This window comes from Pseudomonas sp. A39 (genome assembly GCF_058145955.1).
The window spans coordinates 21,748-40,506 of record NZ_JBYVMD010000002.1 but is presented as its reverse complement, the minus strand read 5'-3'; the positions used below and the strand labels follow the sequence as shown (position 1 = coordinate 40,506).

Below are 18,759 nucleotides of genomic sequence, written 5' to 3'. Positions count from 1 at the left end.
CATCGAGTCATAGAATGCGCCTCCACTCATGCCCAGGAACCCCGACCATGATTCGCACCGCCCTTGCCGCCAGCGCCCTGCTTCTCGCCCTCTGCGGCACCGCCTCGGCCGCCGACAACGCCGCCTTGAAAAAATGCATGGACAGCGCCAACACGACCGCAGACATGGTCAGTTGCAACGCCAAGGAAACCAAGGTGCAGGATGCGCGCCTGAACAGGGCCTACAAGACCGCCCTCGCCGCCCAGGAAGGCGCGCGCAAACAGCAACTGCAAGACGTGCAGCGCCTGTGGATAAAATACCGTGACGCCAATTGCGGTTTCGCAGGCTCCGCCACCGGCGGCACCCTCGACCAGGTCAACGGCTCAGGCTGCGTACTCGACATGACCCAAACCCGCGCCCAAGAGCTGGAAGACCTGGTCGGGCCATAACTGCACAAGCCGACCTCCCGTGGCAAGGGAGCTTGCTCCCGCTGGGCTGCGCAGCGGCCCCAAAAACCTTCGCAGCGCTGCGCTCAGCAGACCAGCCCGGTAATGCGGGAGCGGCTCTATCAGTCGTGGTGAACCTTGGCACGCTTGAGCAACTTCTTGCAGCGCTCGGACAAATGCAGCACCCGCAAGTGCTTGCCCGCCTTGGTGTAACGCTCACGCAGGGTCATCAAGGCGGCAATCGCTGAATAGTCGACAAAACTCAGGTGACGGCAATCCAGCGTCACTTGGTCCGGGTCGTTGGCCGGGTCGAACTGATTCAAAAACGGCGTGGTCGAGGCAAAGAACAACGTGCCATGCAGGCGATAGAGCTTGCTGCCATCGGCTTCCAGGTGCTCATCCGCATACAGCTCCCGCGCTTGTTGCCAGGCGAAATTCAGCGCCGCAATCACGATCCCGCACAGCACCGCCGTGGCCAGGTCGGTGAACACGGTGATCACCGTCACCGCGATGATCACCAGCACGTCATTGAGCGGCACCTTGTTGATCACCCGCAGCGACGCCCAGGCAAAGGTCTGCTGGGACACCACGAACATCACGCCCACCAACGCCGCCAGCGGGATGCGCTCGATCAACGGCGACAGGAACAGAATGAACAACAGGATCATCACCCCGGCAAACACCCCGGAGAAACGCCCGCGCCCGCCGGAGCTGAGGTTGATCACGGTTTGCCCGATCATCGCGCAACCGCCCATGCCGCCGAATACGCCCGAAACCATGTTAGCCGCGCCCAGCGCCACGCTTTCACGGTCCGGGTAGCCACGGGTCTCGGTGATCTCATCGGTGAGGTTGAGGGTCAGCAGGGTTTCCAGCAGGCCGACCATGGCCATCAGGAACGCGTAGGGGGCAATGATGCCCAGGGTTTCCAGGTTCCACGGAATCTGCGGTAGCGCGAAGGTCGGCAGGCCGCCGGCGATGTGGGCCATGTCACCCAACGTGCGGGTCGGCAGGCCGAGCAGGTACACCGCCAGGCCGACGCCCAGGATCGCCACCAGCGCGGGCGGCACGGCGCGGGTGATGCGTGGCAGCAGGTAGACGATGGCCATGGTCACCAGCACCAGGCCGGTCATCACGTACAGCGACGTGCCCGTGAGCCAGTGTTCACCGCTTTTGAAATGCTCCAACTGCGCCAGGGCAATGATGATCGCCAGCCCGTTGACGAAGCCCAGCATCACCGGATGCGGCACCATGCGCACCAGCTTGCCCAGGCGCAGCAGGCCGAAGGCGACCATGATCAGCCCGCCCAGCAATACCGTAGCCAGCAGATACTCCACGCCGTGCTGAACCACCAACGCGACGATCACCACCGCCATCGAGCCTGCCGCACCGGACACCATGCCAGGGCGACCGCCGAATAACGCGGTCAGTGTGCAGATGATAAAGGCGCCATAGAGCCCCATCAGCGGGTTGAGGTGAGCCACCAGGGCAAAGGCGATGCATTCGGGCAGCAGCGCAAAAGACGTGGTGAGGCCGGCCAGGGCATCGGCGCGCAGACGGGTGAGGTTCATGAGGTACCAGGGTAATGCGGGGGATAAGGCGGGGAATGGTACGGAATTGCGGCGAGGGGAGCTAGTCAGGGAGACCAAGTCGAACCCATCGGGGGCAAGCCCCCTCCCACAGTTGACCGAGTTCCACGCTTGGAATGCCAACAAATGTGGGAGGGGCGTGCCCCCGATGGCGACACCTCGGACTCAGGTGAACATCACACCATTTCGTGGCGAATCCACTCCACGACCGACGTACGCTTCGGCACCCAGCCCAGCAACTCACGGGCATGCTTGCCACGCACCCGGCTGTTGGAGCCCAAGCCATAGTTGGCCATTTCATAGCCCCACTCGGCTTCAGCGTCGGCCAAAGGCCAATCCTGCGGTTTGCCCAGGTTCAGGGCTTCGGCAATCGCGGTGGTCATGTCGATAAACGACGCCTCGCCACTTTCCACGAAGTAGAAGGTGCCCGGCACGTTCTTGGTCAGTGCCAGCAGGTACAGCGCCACCACGTCATCAATGTGCACGTTGGACCAGATGTTCTGCCCGCTGCCCACATGGCGCACCACGCCGCTTTTGCGTGCCTGCTTGAGCAGACGCGGCAATTGCACGCTGTCGCGCTTCACGCCCAGGCTGTGGCCGTAGATCAGGGTGTTGCAAATCACCGCTGAATTCACGCCGTCCTGGGCCGCCGCCAGGATCAGGTTGTCGATGGCCACGCGGGCAGCCTTGTCGACGGTCGGCTCCGGCAGATTGTCTTCAACGTAGATGACATCGCTGGACTTGCCACCCGACGCATCACCGACAATGCTCGAACCGCTGGTGTGCAGGAACGGCTTGTTCGAGCCCTGCAATGCCGCCAACAGGGTTTCCACGGCGACGCGATGGTCGCTGCTCGCGGCATTGATCACCGCGTCAGCCTTCTGCGCTTGTTCGGTCAACACGGCGTCGTCGTCAAGGGTGCCGATCACCGGGGTGATGCCCAAGGCGGTCATCTCAGCCGCTTGCTCAGCGCTGCGCACCAGGCCGGTTACCGTGTGGCCAGCCTTGACCAGGCCGGTGGCGATGGAACCACCGATAAAACCGGCGGCGCCGGTAACGAATACGTTCATGGAGAGTGCTCCTGACTGGGTAAGTGATGCGCTGAGTATCAAGGGCTCATCCCTGACGAATAAGCCCCTGCTGCCCAATTCACTCTTGCGTGCAGATCACGAATCAGCAGGCATACCGCGCCAGTTTGGCCTGGATAAAGTCGAGGAAACACTGGATGCGCAACGCCAACTGCGAGTTGCGATAGAACACCGCGTGGATCGGCTGGCGATAACCGCTGTTGAACGCCTCCAGCACCGGCACCAGGCGACCGGCGTCAATATCGTCGACGGTCATGAAGTTCGACAGGCAGCAGATGCCCTGCCCTTCCAGCGCCAATTGCCGCACGGTTTCGCCGCTGGACGCCGCCACGCGGGGCTGGATCAACCAGCGGTCGCCCTCCACATGGCGCAGCGGCCAGTGGTTGAGGGTTTCGGTCTGGGTGAACCCCAGCAGCGTGTGGCCCGCCAACTCGGCGACCGTGGTTGGCGTGCCGTGTTGCTTGAGGTACTCGGGGCTGGCGAGGATATGCAACGGCGTAGAACCGAGCGCGCGCGCATGCAGGGTGGAGTCAGCCAGGGCGCCAATGCGAATGGCGATGTCCGTGCTCTGTTCCAGCAGGTCGATGATCAAGTCATCGCTGTTCAGCTCCAGCAGGATCTCCGGGTAGAGGCTGCGAAACTCGGCGATGTACGGCACGATCCCATGCAGCATGAACGGCACGGCAGCATTGATGCGCAGGCGCCCCGCCGGTGTCTTCTGGCGCGACGACAGGCGCTCTTCCAGCGCCTCCATCTGCGCCAGGATCACCTTGGCCTGTTCGAAGAAGTACTTGCCCTCCTCGGTCAGGTCCATGCGCCGCGTCGTGCGGTTGATCAGCGTGGTGTCGAGCTTGGCCTCCAGGCGCGACAAGGTGCGGCTGACCGCCGAGGGCGTCTGCCCGACCTGCTCGGCGGCAGCGGAAATCGAACCGCATTCAATCACGCTGACGAAGATCTGTAGCTCATCGGATCGGGCTTTCACGGGCGCGCCTCGTTATCGGTTCACAGCAGCTTACACCGAGAAATTGAACACCTGCGCCAGATGCTGCTCGTAGCGCACCACATGAGCCTCGATGGCCGGGCGCTTCATCACGTCCCACTGATCAGCAGATGGCCGCCGAGCAATGCCATGCCGATGAAGAACACGCGCTTGAACAACAGCGCACTGATGCGCTGGCGCACCACCTGGCCCAGCCACATGCCCAACAGTGCCGGCACCAGCGCCAGCAATGACGCGTTCAGCTCTCCACCGTCCAAAGTGCCGCGCCAGGCCAGACCGGCAGCGAGTGCCAGCGTCGACACGGTGAATGACAGCCCCAGCGCTTGCACCAACTGATCACGGCTCAAGCCGAGGGCTTGCAGATACGGCACGGCAGGAATCACAAACACACCGGTCGCCGAGGTGATGATGCCGGTGATCCCCCCGCACAGCGGGCCCAGCCAGCGTTCGGTGTGCGGCGCTACCTTGAACGAGGGCAGGAACAAGCCGCTCAGTGCATACACCAGCAACGCCCCGCCCAACGCATGAACGACCCAGCCACCCCCGTCCATGCCCAGCCATAACGTGCCAAGCCCGGTGCCGAGGAAGATCAGCAGCAGCATCGGCCAGAGGCGCTTGATCAAGGCGCTCAAGTGACCGCCGAATGCCAGTTGCCACAGGTTGGTGACGGTCGAGGGAATGATCAGCAATGCGGCTGCCTGCGCCGGGAGCATAGCCAGGCCGAGCAGGCCCATGGCGACGGTGGGCAGACCGAGGCCGATCACGCCTTTGACAGTACCGGCCAGCAGGAAGGTGCCGATCACCAGCAGCGTCAAGGCGGGGCCGATATGTTGGTAGAACGCGAGGAAGGTATTCATGGGCGGATTGTCGAGCATTGAGGCACGTTGGAAAATGCGCCATATACTGAGGCAGACTCTTGTTTTGCCTGAGGCTGGTGCCCATGCACTTTGACCTGATAGACCTGCGCCTTTACCTGCACATCGTCGACACCGGCAACATCACCGCCGGGGCGGCCCGCAGTCATTTGTCCCTGGCCGCCGCCAGTGCGCGTATCCGTGCAATGGAGGCGTCGCTGGGTATCGAGTTTCTTCAACGCGGCCGCCGTGGCGTCACACCCACGCCCGCCGGTAAAGCCCTCGCCCGTCACGCCCGGCTGTTGCTGCAACAGGCCGAGCACCTGCAACAGGACCTGGCGGAATACGCCAACGGCGTCAAAGGCCAGGTGCGCCTGCTGTGCAACACCACCGCCCTCAGCGAATACCTGCCCGAACTGCTGGCGGACTTTTTGCGCGAGCATCCCAACCTCGATATCGACCTGCAGGAACTGCCGAGCTTGCGCATCACCCAGGCCTTGCGCCAGGGCACGGCAGACCTCGGGATCATTTCTGACGCAGTCGACACCCACGGCCTGCAAACCCTGCCGTTTCGCGATGACCCGCTGGTATTGATCATGCCGCTGGACCATCCGCTCACCACCCAACACGTGAGCTTCATCGACAGCCTTCAACACGACTACGTCGGCCTGGCCGCTGACAGCGCCCTGGCGGTGTACCTGGAAGAACAGGCGCTGCACGCCGGTTTCCGCTTGCAGACACGCATCCGTGCCGAGGGGTTTGATGGGGTGATTCGCATGGTCGCCCGTGGCGCCGGCTTGGGTATCGTGCCCCAGGCGGCACTGGAGCGTTGGCGCTCAGAGCACTGCTTCAAGGCCCAGCCGCTCACGGAGGACTGGGCCTGTCGCCGGCTACTGCTCTGCGCACGCGCATTTGAGCATCTGCCCGGTTACGCCAAAGCCTTGTTCGACGCCTTGGCCCTGCCCTTGCGGAAAAACCCGTAGTACACCGCCGACAGAATCAGCAGGAACGGCACGCCAAACACCAACGTCATCTTGAACGCCTCGGTGAAATAGGTGGTGACCATCACCGCGCCCATCAGCACCAGGCCCAGCAGCGTGCTGTAGGGAAACAGCCGCAGTTGGAACGACAGCTTCGGCCCGCCATGGCGCCTGCGGTAACGGCGGAAGCACAGGTGCGTGAGGAAGATCATGAACCAGGTAAAGATCGCGCCAAACATCGAGATCGCCATCATCAGGGTGAACGAGCTTTCCGGGTACACCACGTTCAGCAAGGTCGCCAGGGCAATGCCCGAGCTGGACAGCAGCAACGCGTTCAGCGGAATGCCGCTCTTGCTCAAGGCGCCCATGGACTTGGGCGCAAAGCCGGCGCGGGACAGGCTGAACATCATGCGCGTGGTGATGTAAAGCTGGCTGTTCATCGCCGACAGCGCCGCGATCAGGATCACGAAATTCATCACCCCGGTGGCGCCGGGAATACCGATGGTCTGCATCACTGTGACGAACGGGCTTTGGGTCTGCCCGGCCTGGTTCCACGGCACGATGGCCAGCATCAGCGCCAGGGTCAGCAGATAAAACACCACCAGCCGCACGAGGGTGGCGCGGAAAGCTTTCTTCACCGCCTGTTCCGGGTCCGCCGCTTCACCGGCGGCCACCGCGATCATCTCCACACTCAGGTAGCTGAAGATCGACACGATCACCGCGATCCACATGCCGCTCAGGCCATGGGGGAAAAAACCATCGTGGGCCGTGTAGTTCTGCACGCCGTAGTCCGGGTTGCCGGAACCGAATACCACGTACACGGCGAGGAGGATGAAGCCGACGATGGCGCTGATCTTGATCGTCGAGAACCAGTATTCGAAGTTGCCGAAGGTCTTCACGCTGATGGCGTTGAGCAGGATCAGCACGCTGGAAAACGACACGATCCACACCCATTCCGGCACGTTGGCGAACCAGTACTTCATGTACATCGCCACCGCCGTGACCTCGGCGCCCACCGCCAGCACAATCGCCGCCCAGTAGGCGTAGCGCACCAGGAAACCGGCCAGCGGGCTGATGTAGAACTCGGCGTAGGCGCCGAAGGAGCCCGAGGTGGAATGGGCCACCGTCATCTCCGCCAGGCACCCCATCAGCAGCAACGTAATCAACGCGCCGATAGCGTAGCTCACCAGCACACTGGGCCCGGCATAACCGATGGCGTAGGCGCTGCCCATGAACAGCCCGGTGCCGATGGCGCCACCGATGGCGATCATGCTCATCTGGCCGGAAGTGAGCTGGCGCCGCAGGCCCAGTTCGCGGTGGGTGATCTCGGCAAAGCCCTTGCCTGGCGTGGTCACGTGGTGTGCCCCTTTATTATTGTGATTGCACCGTTTGGATATTCACACAGACCCCCTGTGGGAGGGGGCAAGCCCCCGATAGCAGTGTGTCAGGTAGCTATAGGTTGAGTGACCCGACGCCATCGGGGGCAAGCCCCCTCCCACAGTTTGATCGGCGTTGTGTCAGGTGACGCTGTTACGGACTTTGAATTGCGGTTGGTCCCAGGTGCGGTTGTCGAGGATGTCGCCCAGGATTTCGACGGCATCAAACACTTCGGTAAAGCTTGTGTACAGCGGCGTAAATCCGAAACGCATGATGCGCGGCTCGCGGTAGTCACCGATCACGCCACGGGCGATCAAGGCCTGGATCACAGCGTAGCCTTCAGGGTGTTCGAAGCTCACATGGCTACCACGCCGGGCATGCTCACGCGGGGTGATCAACACCAGTTCATGGGCCGCGCAACGCGCTTCCACCAGTGCAATAAACAGGTCGGTCAACGCCAGGGATTTGCTGCGCAGGCTGGCCATGTCGGTCTGGGCAAAAATCTCCAGGCCGCATTCCACCATCGCCAGCGAGGTGATCGGCTGCGTGCCGCACAGGTAGCGTGCGATACCGGCACTCGGTGCGTAAGTCGATTCCATGGCGAACTGCCGGGTGTGCCCGAACCAGCCCGACAGCGGCTGACGCACCAGGTCCACCAACGCCGGGTTGACCCACACAAATGCCTGGGAGCCAGGGCCACCGTTGAGGTACTTGTAGGTGCAGCCGATCGCGTAATCGGCACCGGCCTGATGCAGGTCGATGGGCACTGCGCCCGCCGAGTGCGCCAGGTCCCAGAGGCTCAACGCGCCACACTCATGGCTCAGGGCGGTCAGCGCCTGCATGTCGTACATGTAGCCGGTCTTGTAGTTGACGTGGGTGAGCATCACCACCGCCACGTCCTGGTCAATGGCCTGGGGCAATTCGTCCGGGCTGTTCACCAGGCGCAAGGAATAGCCGTGTTGCAGCAGTTCGGCCAGGCCCTCGGCGATGTACAGGTCGGTGGGAAAGTTGCTCGCCTCGCTGACGATCACCTTGCGATTCGGCTGGCGTTGACGCTGCACGCTCAACGCGGCGCTGAGCACCTTGAACAGGTTGATGGAGGTGGTATCGGTGATCACCACTTCGCCGTCACGCGCACCGATCAGCGGTGCCAGGCGGTTGCCCAGGCGCTGGGACAAGTCCGCCCAACCGGCGCTGTTCCAGCTGCGAATCAGGCCATTGCCCCACTCTTCGACAATCACCGCCTGCGCCCGCGCCAACGCCGCCACCGGACGGGCACCGAGGGAGTTGCCATCGAGGTAGATCACCCCCTCGGGCAAGGCGAACTGACTGCGCAATGACGCCAGCGAGTCCTGCGCGTCGAGGGCTTGGCAATGGCTTCGATTGGTCATGGGCTGTCCTGGTTTTTATAAGTAAGAATGGACCAAATTTTGAACGAAGTTTTAGAGAATTTTCGTGCAAAGTGACGGGCAACAGGCTAATTAAGCTGTAGGAAATTCGAATTTAACCCCCAAACACGCGGATTTATTCTAACCATGATTCTTGACGCCACCGACCTGCGCCTCCTGCATTTCCTGCAACAGGATGGCCGCATCAGCAACCAGGAACTGGCGGAAAAAGTCGCGCTGTCGCCCTCCGCGTGCCTGCGCCGTCTGCGTCTGCTGGAGAGCGAAGGCATCATCTGCGGCTACCGCGCGGTGCTGAATGCCGAGCAGTTGGGGATCGAGCTGGAGGCCATCGTGCACCTGTCCCTGCGCCAGGATGTGGAGGATTGGCACGAGACGTTTATCAAGAAGGTGCAGGGCTGGCCGGAAGTCGCCAGTGCGTATGTAATCACCGGTGCCAGCAACTATGTGCTGCGGGTGCAGGCGCGCAATCTCAAGCACTTTTCGGACTTTATCGTGAACCACCTGAACCGCACGGCGGGGGTGATGGATATTCGCTCGGAGATTGTGTTGCAGAAGATCAAGGATCGGGATGAGGTGCTCGACTTGGTCGTGCGTAAGTAGCAGCAACACCACGGGTCAAATGTGGGAGGGAGCAAGCCCCCTCCCACACTTTTTGACCGCGTTGATCAATCTTCCAGGGCACGGACGCGTTGCATGCGCTTCTGCTCCACCGGGGCATCCGCCACCTGCAACTCAAAGTCAAAATCAATCTGCGCAAACCGCCCCTCCACGCCAAATTCGCGCGCCAGCTGCGGATCCTCACTGAAGCGAATCTCGGCGATCAACTCATCCCGCGTCGCGTAGGCAAAATCATCATGCAGGTACGGGTCGTCCGAGAGGTTGATCTGCGTGGTCAGGTGCCGATGCCCCGGCGCCGAAATGAAGAAGTGGATATGCGCCGGCCGCTGCCCGTGGCGCCCCAGTTGATCGAGCAACTGCTGAGTCGGCCCGGTCGGCGGGCAGCCGTAGCCGGATGGCACGATACTGCGGAATCGGTAGTTGCCCTGGGCATCGGTCTCGATGCGTCGGCGCAGGTTGAATTCGGATTGCGTCGGATCAAACCACGAATACGTACCGCCGGTGTTGGCCTGCCACACGTCCACAATCGCCCCCGCCAGCGGCTTGCCGTCGGTGTCGCGCACCTGCCCACGCATGAACAGCGGCACCGCGTCGTCCTGGCCATCGTCCAGCCGCGCCTCGACCTTCGATAACGGCGCACCGGCCACATACAGCGGGCCTTCGATGGTGCGCGGGGTGCCGCCGGATTTACCGGCTTCTTCATCAGCGGCGTCCATCAGCAAGTCCAGGTAATGCTCCAGGCCCAGCCCGGCGGCGAGCAGACCGGCTTCCTGGTGCTTGCCCAGCTCATTGAGGTAATTGACCGCCTTCCAGAACTCTTCCGGGGTCACGTCGAGGTCTTCGATGATGTTCACGGTGTCGCGCAGGATCCTATAGATCAGCGCCTTGGTGCGCGGGTTGCCGGCGTCGTTAAGGTTGCCGCTGGCTTCTTCGAGAAACTGTTGGGCATGGGCAGTCTGGGACAGTCGGGTGGACATGGTGCATTCCTCATCTTGTCATTATTGGGTGCATCACCGGCCTAGCGGTCGTCCTCATGGATCGACGACGGGTGCCGGCACAGGGCGTTCACTTCGATGGCCATGTAGGGGTAAAGCGGCAGTTGCATCAGCAGGTCGTGCAGCTCTTGCACGCTGTCGACGTCGAACACGCTGTAGTTGGCGTAGTGCCCGGCGATGCGCCACAGGTGGCGCCATTTACCTTGCTCCTGCAGCCGCTGCGCCAGCGCTTTTTCGTCAGCCTTGAGGCTGGCAGCGCGCTCGGGGTTCATATCGACGGGCAGGTTCACGGTCATTTTTACGTGGAACAACATGGCAGGCGCCTCTTAGTGTTTGTCACGACGGAAGAACGCCAAACGCTCTTCATCGATGGCCAGGCCCAAGCCCGGTGCGTTGGAGACATGCAGTTGGAAATCGCGGTACACCGGTGGCTCGGTGAGGATGTCTTCGGTGAGCAGCAACGGGCCGAACAGTTCGGTGCCCCACGCCAGTTTGTTCAGCGTGAGGAAAGCATGCGCCGACGCCAGGGTGCCGATGCCACCTTCGAGCATGGTGCCGCCATACAGGCCGATCCCCGCTGCCTCGGCAATCGCCGCGGTACGCAACACCGCGCGGGGGCCGCCGTTCTTGGCGATCTTGAGGGCGAACACCGACGCCGCGCCTTCGCGGGCCAGGTTGAACGCATCCTCGACACACTCAATGGATTCATCCGCCATGATCGGCGCCGGGCTCGACAGATTAAGCCGCGCCATGCCGCCACGGTTGTTGCGTGAGATGGGCTGTTCGATCAGGTCGATGCCGTTGTCACCGAGCACCTTGCACGCCCGCAGTGCCACCGCTTCGTCCCAGGCTTGGTTGACGTCAACGCGCACACTGGAGCGGTCCCCCAAGGCCTTTTTGATCGCGATCACATGGGCCAGGTCATGGCTGACTTCGCCCGCACCAATCTTCAATTTGAAGATGCGGTGGCGACGCAGGTCGAGCATTTTTTCCGCTTCGGCGATGTCTTTTTCGGTGTTGCCGCTGGCCAGGGTCCAGGCCACCGGCAGTGCCTCGCGCACGCGGCCACCGAGCAGTTCGCTGACCGGCAGGTTCAGGCGCTTGCCAAGGGCATCGAGCAAGGCGCTTTCGATACCGGACTTGGCAAACGTGTTGCCACGGATGCTGCGCTCCAGGCGCAACATGGCGGCGTTGATATTGCTGGCGTCCTGGCCGATCAGCAGCGGCGCGAAGTGGCGGTCGATGTTGACCTTGATGCTGTCGGGGCTTTCATTGCCGTAGCTCAGGCCGCCAATGGTGGTGGCTTCGCCGATGCCCTCGATGCCGTCGGCGCAGCGCAGGCGGATAATCACCAGGGTCTGGTTTTGCAGGGTGTGCATCGCCAGCTTGTGCGGGCGAATGGTCGGGAGGTCGACAATGATCGTGTCGATCGACTCGATGGGGCAAATCGGCATGGCTATACCCGCTGGGTTCTTTTTAGGTTTGAGCCGATTCTGTCCCTTAACTTTAAAGGCTTCCAATATAGAATGGGTCTCAAGCAATACCCGCAAGGTATGAAAGGAGCCGTTATGGAACTGCGTCACCTGCGCTATTTCCAGGTGCTGGGGGAAACCCTGAATTTCACCCGCGCCGCCGAACGCCTGCACATCGCGCAGCCGCCGTTGAGCCGACAGATCCAGCAATTGGAGGATGAACTGGGCGTCATTTTGCTCGAACGTAGCCGACCGCTGCGGCTGACCGAAGCCGGGCGGTTTTTCTATGAACACGCCAATGCGCTGCTGGAACAGCTGAACAAGGTCTGCGACAACACGCGACGTATTGGCCTGGGTGAAAAGACCTGGCTGGGCATCGGCTTTGCGCCTTCGACCCTGTACGGCGTGCTGCCGGAATTGATTCGGCGACTGCGCAGCCATGAGGCGCTGGAGCTGGAGTTGGGGTTGTCGGAAATGACCACCTTGCAACAGGTTGAAGCGCTCAAGGCTGGGCGGATCGATGTGGGGTTCGGACGGATTCGTATCGACGACCCGGCCATTGTCCAGCGCGTGCTGGTCGAGGACCGGCTGGTCGCCGTGCTGCCCGCTGGCCACCCGCTGCTGGGCGCGCCGGCCACGCTTGCTCAACTGGCCGCCGAACCGTTTGTGCTCTACCCCGGCAACCCGCGCCCCAGCTATGCCGACCATGTGATCGCGCTGTTTGATGCCCATGGCTTGGGCCTCAAGGTGGCGCAGTGGACCAACGAGTTGCAGACCGCCATCGGCCTGGTCGGCGCCGGCATGGGCGTGACGCTGGTACCCGCTTCGGTGCAGGTGCTGCACCGCGCGGATATTGGCTATACGCCGATTGTGGAAGCCACGGCGACGTCGCCGATCATTCTCAGCCGGCGGGTGCATGATCAGTCGCCGGGGTTGAGTCATTGCCTGCAACTGGTGGAAGAGTTGATCTAGCCACGCAGGCGGCGCGCATCATTGCGCTGCAACGTCTGGCTCGGCGACTCATCAAACAGCTTGCGGTACTCCGCCGAAAACCGTCCCAGGTGGGTAAAGCCCCAGCCCAGGGCGATCTCGGAGATGGTGCGGGTGGAGCCGTGCTCAAGGATTTCCTGGCGAACCGCACTCAGCCGGTACTTCTTCAAATAGGCCATGGGCGACAGGGCGAAGTATTTGCGAAAGGCATCGAACAGCTTGAAACGCGACACCCCCGCAGCGGCTTCCAGGTCTTCCAGGTGCACGGCTTCGCGGGCGTTGTCGTGGATGTACTGGCGCGCACGGATCAGGTAATGCGGCAGTTTCACCCCCAGGACATCGCGCAGTTCTTCGGAGTAGTTGTTCGGCTGGGCCAGGATAAGGCCCTTGATCAGCGAGCTTTCCAGGTCACGGGTAAAGGCAGCCTGCTCATACAGCTCGCTGCCGTGCTCCAGCTCGGCGATGAAGTAACGCGCCATGCGCCACCACGACGCCGACGCCCCCTCTACCGCGTCCATCACCGACTCAAAGCGCAACGGCGCGTCAATCGGCCGTTGCAGCAAACCTTCCAGCGACTCACTCATGGCCGCGCGCGTGATCACCACCTGCAACTTGCGGCAGTCGCCGGAGATCGCCAGCACCTGATGCTCGTTGGGCGAGATGATCACGCCCTGGTCGCGGTTGGAACTCAGGCGTTCACCGTTCTTGCTCAGCTCCTGCTCACCCACCAGGGGCAGGCTCAGGCTGTAGCTGCTGAAGTGCTCGGCGTCTTCGATGTCGATGGTCACGTCCGTGCCGTACTCGATCACGCCCAAGGTGGTGGCGCGGGACTTGAACACGTTGGCACTGTGGTGAAAACGCAGGCGCTCAGGCGTGGCGGTGGCCAGGCGATGGGGCCCGCAAATGCCGGACATCCAGCTGCGGGCGCCTTCCAGGTCGAAGCGTTGAATCGTTTGGCTGCTCATCAGGGTGCACCCACGGCGGTTAGGCTGTTGCGCGCTCTGGCGGCGCGTCGTTGGTGTAGGACAGCAAGTAATGCGCCACGCCAGCGCAATGGCCACTGGGTGGATAGCAACGGTCGATTAAGTGGATAAGAAGCGGTCTTTTCCGACAATTGCCCTGCCAGACAGTAGCGCATCCCGTCACCGTGCTGCACCGGGTTGGGTATTTGCTGCCCATTTTTCGGCCCAGGTTCCCCCATTAAGCGGATAGCCCGCGCCCTGCCCCGCTGCCTCTAATAAACCACCGATTAGCCCCTATCAAAAAGGTGCCTCCCATGAGTGGTGCAAGAAGCGTCGAGCAGTGGAAAACGTTTATCGAAGGCTGCCTGGACTTTCGCCCGGCAGACGAAGTATTCCGTATCGCCCGCGACATGTTCACCGAGCCGGAACTGTTCGATCTGGAGATGGAACTGATCTTCGAAAAGAACTGGATCTATGCCTGCCACGAAAGCGAACTGGCCCATAACCACGACTTCGTAACGATGCGCGCCGGGCGCCAGCCGATGATCATCACCCGCGATGGCGAAGGCCGGCTCAATGCGCTGATCAACGCCTGCCAGCACCGTGGCACCACCCTGACGCGGGTCGGCAAAGGCAACCAGTCCACCTTTACCTGCCCGTTCCATGCCTGGTGCTACAAGAGCGATGGCCGACTGGTGAAGGTCAAGGCGCCGGGGGAATACCCGGAGGGCTTCGACAAAGCCACACGCGGCCTGAAAAAGGCGCGTATCGAGAGCTACAAAGGCTTTGTGTTCATCAGCCTGGACGTGAAGGGCACCGACAGCCTGGAAGACTTCCTGGGCGATGCCACCGTGTTCTTCGACATGATGGTCGCGCAGTCCGCCACCGGTGAGCTGGAAGTGCTGCCCGGCAAATCCTCCTACACCTACGACGGCAACTGGAAACTGCAGAACGAAAACGGCCTGGACGGTTATCACGTCAGCACCGTGCACTACAACTACGTGGCCACGGTGCAGCATCGCCAACAGGTGAACACCGAGCATGGCGCTAGCGCAGGCAGCACCCTGGACTACAGCAAGCTTGGCGCCGGCGACGCCAACACCGATGACGGTTGGTTCGCCTTCAACAACGGCCATAGCCTGTTGTTCAGCGACATGCCCAACCCCAGCGTGCGCTCCGGCTACGCCACCATCATGCCGCGCCTGATTGAAGAACACGGCCAGCAAAAAGCCGAATGGATGATGCACCGCCTGCGCAATTTGAATATCTACCCGAGCCTGTTCTTTCTCGACCAGATCAGCTCGCAACTGCGCATCATCCGCCCCGTGGCGTGGAACAAGACCGAGATCATCAGCCAGTGCCTGGGGGTGAAAAACGAGTCTGACGCCGATCGCGAAAACCGCATTCGCCAGTTCGAGGATTTCTTCAACGTGTCCGGCATGGGCACGCCGGATGACCTGGTGGAGTTCCGCGAAGCCCAGCGCGGTTTCCAGGGCCGGCTTGAACGCTGGAGCGATATCTCACGCGGCAGCCACCGCTGGGAAACCGGCCCCACACCGAACAGCGAAGCCATCGGTATCCAACCAGCGATGACCGGCACCGAATTCACCCACGAAGGCCTCTACGTGAACCAGCATCGCAACTGGCAGCAGTTCCTGCTCAAGGGCCTCGATAACCAAGCGCTGAAATTGCGGGAGGTGGAATGATGAATGCGCAATTGCAGTACCAGATCGAGCAGTTCTTCTACCGCAAGTCCGAGCTGTGCGATGCGCAGGACTGGGACGCCTATGTGCAGCTGTTCGACCCGCAGAGTGAATTCCACCTGCCGCAGTGGGATTCGGAACACGTCTACACCCGCGACCCCAAGCGCGAGATGTCGCTGATCTATTACGCCAACCGTTCGGGCCTGGAAGACCGCGTATTCCGCCTGCGCACCGGCAAGGCGGCGTCGGCCACGCCGATGCCGCGCACGTTGCACCTGATCAACAACGTGCGCATCGCCGAGCGGGCGGAGGGCACGCTGGAGGTGAAACTGAACTGGCAAACGCTGTTCTATCGCCTGGCCACGTCGGAGCAGTTTTACGGCCACGCCACTTACACCCTCAAGCCTGATGGCGACAGTTGGTTGATCACCCGAAAGCACGCGCTGCTGCTCAACGACACCATCAACTCGGTGCTGGATTTCTATCACCTCTAAAGCACCCTTGTTGTGGTGGTGAGCGTGCTTTTTTGTGGTGAGCGGGCTTGCCCCGCGCTGGGGCGCGCAGCGGCCCCTGGTGCAGGCACTACGGTTTGACTGGAGAAATGCGGTGACTTTATTGGGGCCGCTACGCGCCCCAGCGCGGGGCAAGCCCGCTCACCACAAAAAGCACGCTCACCACAACAGGCCGTGCGTACGTCATAAATAGGCAGAGAACAACACATGAATCACAAAGTGGCCTTCAGTTTTGCCGACGGCAAGACCCTGTTTTTCCCGGTGGGTGCGAATGAAATCCTGCTGGATGCAGCGCTGCGCAACGGCATCAAGATCCCCTTGGATTGCCGCGAAGGGGTGTGCGGCACCTGCCAGGGTCGCTGCGAATCCGGCGACTACAGCCAGGACTATGTGGATGAGGAAGCCCTCTCCAGCCTCGACCTGCAACAACGCAAAATGCTCAGTTGCCAGACGCGTGTGAAGTCCGATGCGACGTTCTATTTCGACTTTGATTCGAGCCTGTGCAATGCGCCGGGACCGGTGCAGGTACGCGGCACGGTGAGCGCGGTACAGCAGGTGTCGACCAGTACGGCGATCCTGCAGGTACAGTTGGATCAGGCGCTGGATTTTCTACCGGGCCAATACGCACGGCTGTCGGTACCTGGCACCGACAGTTGGCGCTCGTATTCCTTCGCCAACCTTGCGGGCAACCAATTGCAGTTTTTGGTGCGACTGTTGCCCGACGGGGTGATGAGCAACTACTTGCGCGAGCGCTGCCAGGTGGGCGATGAGCTGTTGATGGAAGCGCCCCTCGGCGCCTTCTACCTGCGTCACGTCACCAAACCCGTGGTGCTGGTGGCAGGCGGAACCGGGTTATCGGCCTTGCTGGGCATGCTCGACGAACTGGCCGCCAATGGCTGCGACCAACCCGTGCACCTCTACTATGGCGTGCGCGGTGCCGAGGACTTGTGCGAAGCGGCGCGCATCCAGGCCTACGCCTCAAGCATCGCGGACTTCCGCTACACCGAAGTCCTCAGCGCTCCCTCAGAGGATTGGCCCGGCAAGCGCGGCTACCTGACCGAGCATTTTGACCTGGCCGAATTGCGGGACAGATCGGCAGATATGTACCTGTGCGGTCCCCCGCCAATGGTCGAATCCGTCCAACAATGGCTGGCGGATCAGGCACTTGATGGCGTTCAGTTGTATTACGAAAAGTTCACGCAGAGTAATATCTGACCCTCAGCACTTCTGAGGGGCTGATGCGGCGTGCACTCAACCCTGAGAAAAACAAGTAGAAGGGAATGTTAATGGCGGATGACATGGTTAACCCGGTAGGCCTCAAGCGTGGCCTGAAGAACCGGCACATTCAACTGATCGCCTTGGGAGGGGCGATTGGTACGGGGTTGTTCCTCGGCTCGGCCGGGGTACTCAAGTCGGCGGGGCCGTCGATGATCCTGGGCTACGCGATTGCTGGTTTTATCGCGTTCCTGATCATGCGCCAGCTCGGGGAGATGATCGTCGAAGAGCCGGTAGCCGGTTCCTTCAGCCACTTCGCCCACAAATACTGGGGCGGCTACGCAGGCTTCCTGGCAGGCTGGAACTACTGGGTACTTTACGTGCTGGTGGGCATGGCCGAACTGACGGCGGTGGGCAAGTACATCCAGTTCTGGTGGCCGGAAATCCCGACCTGGGTCAGCGCACTGGTGTTCTTCGTGGCGGTGAACCTGATCAACACCCTGAACGTGAAGTTCTTCGGTGAGGCCGAGTTCTGGTTTGCGATCATCAAGGTGGTGGCGATTGTCGGCATGATCGCGCTCGGCTGCTACTTGCTGTTCAGCGGCACCGGCGGCCCACAAGCCTCGGTCAGCAACCTGTGGAGCCACGGCGGGTTCTTCCCGAATGGCGGCATGGGGCTGTTGATGTCCATGGCGTTCATCATGTTCTCGTTCGGTGGCCTGGAGCTGGTAGGCATCACCGCTGCCGAGGCCAGCGAGCCGCGCAAAGTGATCCCGAAAGCGATCAACCAGGTGGTGTACCGAATCCTGATTTTCTACGTCGGCGCGCTCACCGTGCTGCTGTCGCTGTACCCATGGGACCAGCTGCTGCAAACCCTCGGCGCGTCGGGCGATGCCTACAGCGGCAGCCCGTTCGTGCAGATCTTCTCGCTGATCGGTAACGACACCGCCGCGCACATCCTCAACTTCGTGGTGCTGACTGCGGCGCTGTCGGTGTACAACAGCGGCGTGTACTGCAACAGTCGCATGCTGTTCGGCCTGGCCGAGCAAGGCGATGCGCCAAAGGCGTTGATGAAACTCAACAAGCAAGGCGTGCCGCTGCGGGCGCTGGCGATTTCGGCACTGGTGACGATGCTGTGCGTGGTGGTCAACTACGTCGCGCCACAAAGTGCCCTGGAGTTGCTGTTTGCGCTGGTGGTTGCCTCGCTGATGATCAACTGGGCGCTGATCAGCATCACCCACATCAAGTTCCGCAAAGCCATGGGCGAGCAAGGCGTGACGCCGTCGTTCAAGACCTTCTGGTTCCCGTTCAGCAACTACCTGTGCCTGGCGTTCATGCTGATGATCATCAGCGTGATGCTGGCGATCCCGGGGATTCGTGAGTCGGTGTATGCGATGCCGGTGTGGGTGGGGATTATCTATGTGGCCTATCGGTTGCGGGTTCGCAGGAGTAACGCGGTAGTCAACACACAGTGATCCCTGTGGGAGCCGGGCTTGCCCGCGATGCAGGCGACTCGGTTTCCAGTGAGACCGAGGTGATGCGATCGCAGGCAAGCCAGCTCCCACAGTTGATT

The 18,759-nt window shown here is 61.6% G+C and carries 18 protein-coding genes and 1 pseudogene; 8 read left to right on the top strand and 11 right to left on the bottom strand.

Features of this window, described 5'->3' with window-relative positions; all coding sequences use genetic code 11:
- Positions 1-47: 47 nt before the first annotated feature.
- A complete protein-coding gene (locus tag AC3ZU9_RS01755) occupies positions 48-428 on the top strand; it encodes a lysozyme inhibitor LprI family protein (RefSeq protein WP_490090239.1) in 381 nt (126 codons plus the stop codon).
- A gap of 119 nt (positions 429-547) precedes the next feature.
- Here the strand turns inward: AC3ZU9_RS01755 and AC3ZU9_RS01750 are convergent, their stop codons facing one another.
- The 5 genes and pseudogenes from AC3ZU9_RS01750 to AC3ZU9_RS01730 all read right to left on the bottom strand — a co-directional run bounded on the left by AC3ZU9_RS01750 (position 548) and on the right by AC3ZU9_RS01730 (position 4,956).
- Complete coding sequence (locus AC3ZU9_RS01750) at positions 548-1,993, bottom strand: SulP family inorganic anion transporter (RefSeq protein ID WP_015885853.1); 1,446 nt, start codon at positions 1,991-1,993, stop codon at positions 548-550.
- A 194-nt stretch (positions 1,994-2,187) separates the two neighbouring features.
- Complete coding sequence (locus tag AC3ZU9_RS01745; protein ID WP_043205888.1) at positions 2,188-3,081, bottom strand: NAD-dependent epimerase/dehydratase family protein; 894 nt, start codon at positions 3,079-3,081, stop codon at positions 2,188-2,190.
- A gap of 103 nt (positions 3,082-3,184) precedes the next feature.
- Entirely contained in the window at positions 3,185-4,081 is an 897-nt protein-coding gene (locus AC3ZU9_RS01740; RefSeq protein WP_046035186.1) for a LysR family transcriptional regulator, read from the bottom strand.
- Positions 4,082-4,111: 30 nt separating this feature from the next.
- Positions 4,112-4,195: pseudogene (locus AC3ZU9_RS01735) on the bottom strand (NADPH quinone reductase MdaB); the annotation flags it as partial.
- Positions 4,189-4,956 (bottom strand): sulfite exporter TauE/SafE family protein, encoded by a 768-nt coding sequence (locus AC3ZU9_RS01730; RefSeq protein WP_490090238.1) that lies wholly within the window; start codon positions 4,954-4,956, stop codon positions 4,189-4,191. The pseudogene AC3ZU9_RS01735 and the gene AC3ZU9_RS01730, both read right to left, overlap by 7 nt.
- Before the next feature lie 83 nt (positions 4,957-5,039).
- Here AC3ZU9_RS01730 and AC3ZU9_RS01725 point away from each other — a divergent pair, with 83 nt between their 5' ends.
- Positions 5,040-5,936: a LysR substrate-binding domain-containing protein gene (locus AC3ZU9_RS01725; protein WP_122811843.1), complete on the top strand. Its 897-nt coding sequence runs from the start codon at positions 5,040-5,042 to the stop codon at positions 5,934-5,936.
- Here AC3ZU9_RS01725 and AC3ZU9_RS01720 read toward each other — a convergent pair.
- Both AC3ZU9_RS01720 and kynU read right to left on the bottom strand, forming a co-directional pair.
- Positions 5,882-7,288 carry an amino acid permease gene (locus AC3ZU9_RS01720; protein WP_490090237.1) on the bottom strand — a complete coding sequence of 469 codons (1,407 nt, stop codon included), beginning with the start codon at positions 7,286-7,288 and terminating at the stop codon, positions 5,882-5,884. The two genes, AC3ZU9_RS01725 and AC3ZU9_RS01720, sit on opposite strands and share 55 nt — an antisense overlap.
- A gap of 162 nt (positions 7,289-7,450) precedes the next feature.
- The gene (gene kynU, locus AC3ZU9_RS01715; protein ID WP_490090236.1) at positions 7,451-8,701 is read right to left on the bottom strand and encodes a kynureninase; all 1,251 of its coding nucleotides are present in this window, start codon (positions 8,699-8,701) and stop codon (positions 7,451-7,453) included.
- A 144-nt stretch (positions 8,702-8,845) separates the two neighbouring features.
- Between kynU and AC3ZU9_RS01710 the strand changes: the two genes are divergently transcribed.
- On the top strand, positions 8,846-9,319 hold the full coding sequence (locus tag AC3ZU9_RS01710; protein WP_015885860.1) for an Lrp/AsnC family transcriptional regulator: 474 nt from the start codon (positions 8,846-8,848) through the stop codon (positions 9,317-9,319).
- Between the two features lie 65 nt (positions 9,320-9,384).
- Here AC3ZU9_RS01710 and catA read toward each other — a convergent pair whose 3' ends face one another.
- The 3 genes from catA to AC3ZU9_RS01695 are packed head-to-tail and all read right to left on the bottom strand — an operon-like array spanning position 9,385 to position 11,786.
- The gene (catA, locus tag AC3ZU9_RS01705; RefSeq protein ID WP_015885861.1) at positions 9,385-10,314 is read right to left on the bottom strand and encodes a catechol 1,2-dioxygenase; all 930 of its coding nucleotides are present in this window, start codon (positions 10,312-10,314) and stop codon (positions 9,385-9,387) included.
- Positions 10,315-10,355: 41 nt separating this feature from the next.
- Complete coding sequence (catC, locus tag AC3ZU9_RS01700) at positions 10,356-10,646, bottom strand: muconolactone Delta-isomerase (protein WP_046035183.1); 291 nt, start codon at positions 10,644-10,646, stop codon at positions 10,356-10,358.
- A gap of 12 nt (positions 10,647-10,658) precedes the next feature.
- Positions 10,659-11,786 carry a muconate cycloisomerase family protein gene (locus AC3ZU9_RS01695; protein ID WP_490090235.1) on the bottom strand — a complete coding sequence of 376 codons (1,128 nt, stop codon included), beginning with the start codon at positions 11,784-11,786 and terminating at the stop codon, positions 10,659-10,661.
- A 114-nt stretch (positions 11,787-11,900) separates the two neighbouring features.
- Here AC3ZU9_RS01695 and AC3ZU9_RS01690 point away from each other — a divergent pair, with 114 nt between their 5' ends.
- Entirely contained in the window at positions 11,901-12,776 is an 876-nt protein-coding gene (locus tag AC3ZU9_RS01690) for a LysR family transcriptional regulator (RefSeq protein ID WP_015885864.1), read from the top strand.
- Here the strand turns inward: AC3ZU9_RS01690 and AC3ZU9_RS01685 are convergent.
- Positions 12,773-13,759, bottom strand: a complete 987-nt coding sequence (locus tag AC3ZU9_RS01685) for an AraC family transcriptional regulator (protein ID WP_093543396.1) — start codon at positions 13,757-13,759, stop codon at positions 12,773-12,775. The genes AC3ZU9_RS01690 and AC3ZU9_RS01685 overlap by 4 nt on opposite strands.
- Positions 13,760-14,070: 311 nt before the next feature.
- On the opposite strand from AC3ZU9_RS01685, the gene antA reads away from it, so the two are divergent.
- The 4 genes from antA (at position 14,071) to AC3ZU9_RS01665 (ending at position 18,661) form a co-directional block, all read left to right on the top strand.
- A complete protein-coding gene (gene antA / locus AC3ZU9_RS01680; RefSeq protein ID WP_490090234.1) occupies positions 14,071-15,462 on the top strand; it encodes an anthranilate 1,2-dioxygenase large subunit in 1,392 nt (463 codons plus the stop codon).
- Entirely contained in the window at positions 15,462-15,953 is a 492-nt protein-coding gene (gene antB, locus AC3ZU9_RS01675) for an anthranilate 1,2-dioxygenase small subunit (RefSeq protein WP_490090233.1), read from the top strand. Before antA ends, antB begins: the two co-directional genes overlap by 1 nt.
- Positions 15,954-16,178: 225 nt before the next feature.
- Entirely contained in the window at positions 16,179-17,186 is a 1,008-nt protein-coding gene (antC, locus tag AC3ZU9_RS01670; protein WP_490090232.1) for an anthranilate 1,2-dioxygenase electron transfer component AntC, read from the top strand.
- Positions 17,187-17,257: 71 nt separating this feature from the next.
- Positions 17,258-18,661, top strand: a complete 1,404-nt coding sequence (locus tag AC3ZU9_RS01665; protein WP_043205891.1) for an amino acid permease — start codon at positions 17,258-17,260, stop codon at positions 18,659-18,661.
- The last annotated feature ends 98 nt before the right edge of the window (positions 18,662-18,759 follow it).

What these genes read in the sequence shown, in the direction of transcription:
- AC3ZU9_RS01685 (WP_093543396.1), bottom strand. Translation starts at nt 13,759, where the DNA reads ATGAGCAGCCAAACGATTCAACGCTTCGACCTGGAAGGCGCCCGCAGC.
- AC3ZU9_RS01665 (WP_043205891.1), top strand. Translation starts at nt 17,258, where the DNA reads ATGGCGGATGACATGGTTAACCCGGTAGGCCTCAAGCGTGGCCTGAAG.
- AC3ZU9_RS01725 (WP_122811843.1), top strand. Translation starts at nt 5,040, where the DNA reads ATGCACTTTGACCTGATAGACCTGCGCCTTTACCTGCACATCGTCGAC.
- AC3ZU9_RS01690 (WP_015885864.1), top strand. Translation starts at nt 11,901, where the DNA reads ATGGAACTGCGTCACCTGCGCTATTTCCAGGTGCTGGGGGAAACCCTG.
- catA (WP_015885861.1), bottom strand. Translation starts at nt 10,314, where the DNA reads ATGTCCACCCGACTGTCCCAGACTGCCCATGCCCAACAGTTTCTCGAA.
- antB (WP_490090233.1), top strand. Translation starts at nt 15,462, where the DNA reads ATGAATGCGCAATTGCAGTACCAGATCGAGCAGTTCTTCTACCGCAAG.
- antA (WP_490090234.1), top strand. Translation starts at nt 14,071, where the DNA reads ATGAGTGGTGCAAGAAGCGTCGAGCAGTGGAAAACGTTTATCGAAGGC.
- AC3ZU9_RS01755 (WP_490090239.1), top strand. Translation starts at nt 48, where the DNA reads ATGATTCGCACCGCCCTTGCCGCCAGCGCCCTGCTTCTCGCCCTCTGC.
- antC (WP_490090232.1), top strand. Translation starts at nt 16,179, where the DNA reads ATGAATCACAAAGTGGCCTTCAGTTTTGCCGACGGCAAGACCCTGTTT.
- catC (WP_046035183.1), bottom strand. Translation starts at nt 10,646, where the DNA reads ATGTTGTTCCACGTAAAAATGACCGTGAACCTGCCCGTCGATATGAAC.
- kynU (WP_490090236.1), bottom strand. Translation starts at nt 8,701, where the DNA reads ATGACCAATCGAAGCCATTGCCAAGCCCTCGACGCGCAGGACTCGCTG.
- AC3ZU9_RS01710 (WP_015885860.1), top strand. Translation starts at nt 8,846, where the DNA reads ATGATTCTTGACGCCACCGACCTGCGCCTCCTGCATTTCCTGCAACAG.
- AC3ZU9_RS01745 (WP_043205888.1), bottom strand. Translation starts at nt 3,081, where the DNA reads ATGAACGTATTCGTTACCGGCGCCGCCGGTTTTATCGGTGGTTCCATC.
- AC3ZU9_RS01730 (WP_490090238.1), bottom strand. Translation starts at nt 4,956, where the DNA reads ATGAATACCTTCCTCGCGTTCTACCAACATATCGGCCCCGCCTTGACG.
- AC3ZU9_RS01695 (WP_490090235.1), bottom strand. Translation starts at nt 11,786, where the DNA reads ATGCCGATTTGCCCCATCGAGTCGATCGACACGATCATTGTCGACCTC.
- AC3ZU9_RS01750 (WP_015885853.1), bottom strand. Translation starts at nt 1,993, where the DNA reads ATGAACCTCACCCGTCTGCGCGCCGATGCCCTGGCCGGCCTCACCACG.